We start from the raw sequence: 2173 nt of genomic DNA on the forward strand, positions 1-2173 counted from the left end.
GCCAAATTGGGATGCTCCCCAGGTAACTGACTAATTATCTCAAGGTATCAACCCTCAGTAAAGTGAGTATTTATGCTTATTCTTCTCAGAGACTTTTCTGTAGTCTATCGTAATACACCTTGAAGTGCGGAGTGTGGGATACAGAACGAAGAAGCAGAAAATAGTAAACTTTTATTGACATTACCGAACAGCTAGGCTATTACCTAGATAAGATAAGGAATCGGATAAAGTAATTTGACAGTGCTTTACAGCGCTTTGCGCTGTAATAAAGTACAGTAGATCAAAGTCCCCCTTTTTAAGGGGGATTTAGGGGGATCGACAATGTACCGCATAGCAGAGCAAACTGCTGTATTGGATATGCAAGGGTGCATAAATACTTATTCCTATCAACTTAAGGTGCAAGCTAGTCTCAAAAATGCTTACGAGGGAGGCTTGACCTTGGTTTTGGATGAGTAAAGCGACTTAGTCTAAGTTTCCAGCGTTTAGCTGGAAGTCTTGTCTTTCAGTAGTTTTGGCTGAAATGGATAGAGAAAATAGTTTCTTCCCTTTATCCAAAATGAATTGACCCCTCAACGAATGCATCAATTTAACGATTCGTTCTGATTAACTCTATTGATGAGAGAAAAATATAGTCAGTCGAATGGATAATCGGGTGCTGACGCGATAACCATTCAACCCAAAAACAGGTTCAATGTACAACGTCAGTTCATTAATTAATCGTGCTTAAGAGATGATTATGGTTTGCAAAAAAATCAATCAGTATCTTCTGGTTCTCTCAGCCTCAGTGTTATTAGAAATAGGAATCATTCCTGGTTTCTTTCTTGCAGTACAGGCACAGACCCAAACATCTTCTCATGTTAAATCAAAGCAGGTAATTTTTAAACCGAACCCCGACCAGCCATCACCCGAAATCACCACAGGTGGAGGAAGGCGAAATGACGGACAATGTTCGCGGAAGCAAAGTGTGGCAGAAGATACCACTGCATCTCAAGCCCTGACGGTGCTTGTCCCCTCTGTCTTGAATGCCCAACCATTAAAAGAATCGGAGCGATCCCCAGCTGGGGTGAATTTCCAGTTAACAGTATCAGAAAAACCGACATTCTTGGTTTATGTTCCGCCAACCTCTGCTCAAGTCTTAGAACTGAGACTGGAAGATGAGGAAGGTCAACTAATTGGTGAGGTAACTCGGCTTAATTTAACAGAAACTCCAGGAATTTATAGCATTAGTTTACCTGAAACTGCGCCGCCTTTAGCAATTGGGAAAGAATATAAATGGTTGGTGTCGATGGCGTGTCAAGTCAGTAGTCCAGATGATCCTTTTGTAGAGGGATCAATCCGCCGCGTCTCACCGGATTCAATCCGAACAGGTTCATTAGAGCAAGTGACAGATTTGGAGCAAGTGGCGGTGTATGCTGAGTCTGGGATTTGGCAGGATGCGGTAGTTAGTCTGGCGGCACTTCGTCAAACTCAACCCACTAATCCAGAGGTGGTATCGGCGTGGGAAAACTTGTTGCGATCTGTTGAGTTAGAAGACATTATCAATGCACCATTAATATCAAATTTTGAAGATATACAGGTTAGTGAAAATAATGCCAACGAGTAACGTGGTAATCGAGTGGTGTTGCGCTGTTAATTTGATGAATTAGTCCCGTAGGGGCGCACCGACGTGCGCCCTGGACTGACCTGCGCCTAGACAAGGCTTTCATCCAGCCCCCTGTACGACGCCACCCCAAAAAACAACTGGTGGATTAAATTTTGTAACAGATTATATTCTCCAATGAGAAATAATCTAAGCTGCATTTAATTCCCCTCGTAGATTTTCTGTCAATCGACTAATTTTCAAGGTTTCGCATCGTACTAACAACGCTGGCACTAACACACAGGCAGACGGATGTAGCTGCCACGATGAGGATTTAATCATGGGAAAGACAACAGGCTGAAGGGGTGACAAGCAGCTCAAAAGCTCGGCAGAAAAAGCATTTCACCCCTCTTCCCCTTAAAAAGATATCAGCTTATTGACAGGTTTATTGACAATGAAAAGGGGAATGAGAATGATAATCACCTGCTTGTCTGAGTATCTTGGTTGTCTTTTTCGGACTAAAAATTAATTTGCGTATGTTTTACGCAAATGCATTTGGGTTGAATCAAGGTGAATTTTCAAATTATCTGTAAG

Annotated in this window: 2 protein-coding genes; both read left to right on the plus strand. The window is 42.2% G+C overall.

Going from position 1 to position 2173, the window contains the following annotated elements; translation table 11 throughout:
* The first annotated feature begins 321 nt into the window (after positions 1-321).
* Complete coding sequence (locus RIB93_RS18785) at positions 322-456, plus strand: hypothetical protein (RefSeq protein WP_446374454.1); 135 nt, start codon at positions 322-324, stop codon at positions 454-456.
* Positions 457-736: 280 nt separating this feature from the next.
* On the plus strand, positions 737-1603 hold the full coding sequence (locus RIB93_RS18790) for a DUF928 domain-containing protein (protein WP_446374456.1): 867 nt from the start codon (positions 737-739) through the stop codon (positions 1601-1603).
* The last annotated feature ends 570 nt before the right edge of the window (positions 1604-2173 follow it).

The sequence above is a fragment of the Coleofasciculus sp. D1-CHI-01 genome (assembly GCF_040218875.1).
Classification (GTDB): domain Bacteria; phylum Cyanobacteriota; class Cyanobacteriia; order Cyanobacteriales; family Coleofasciculaceae; genus Coleofasciculus.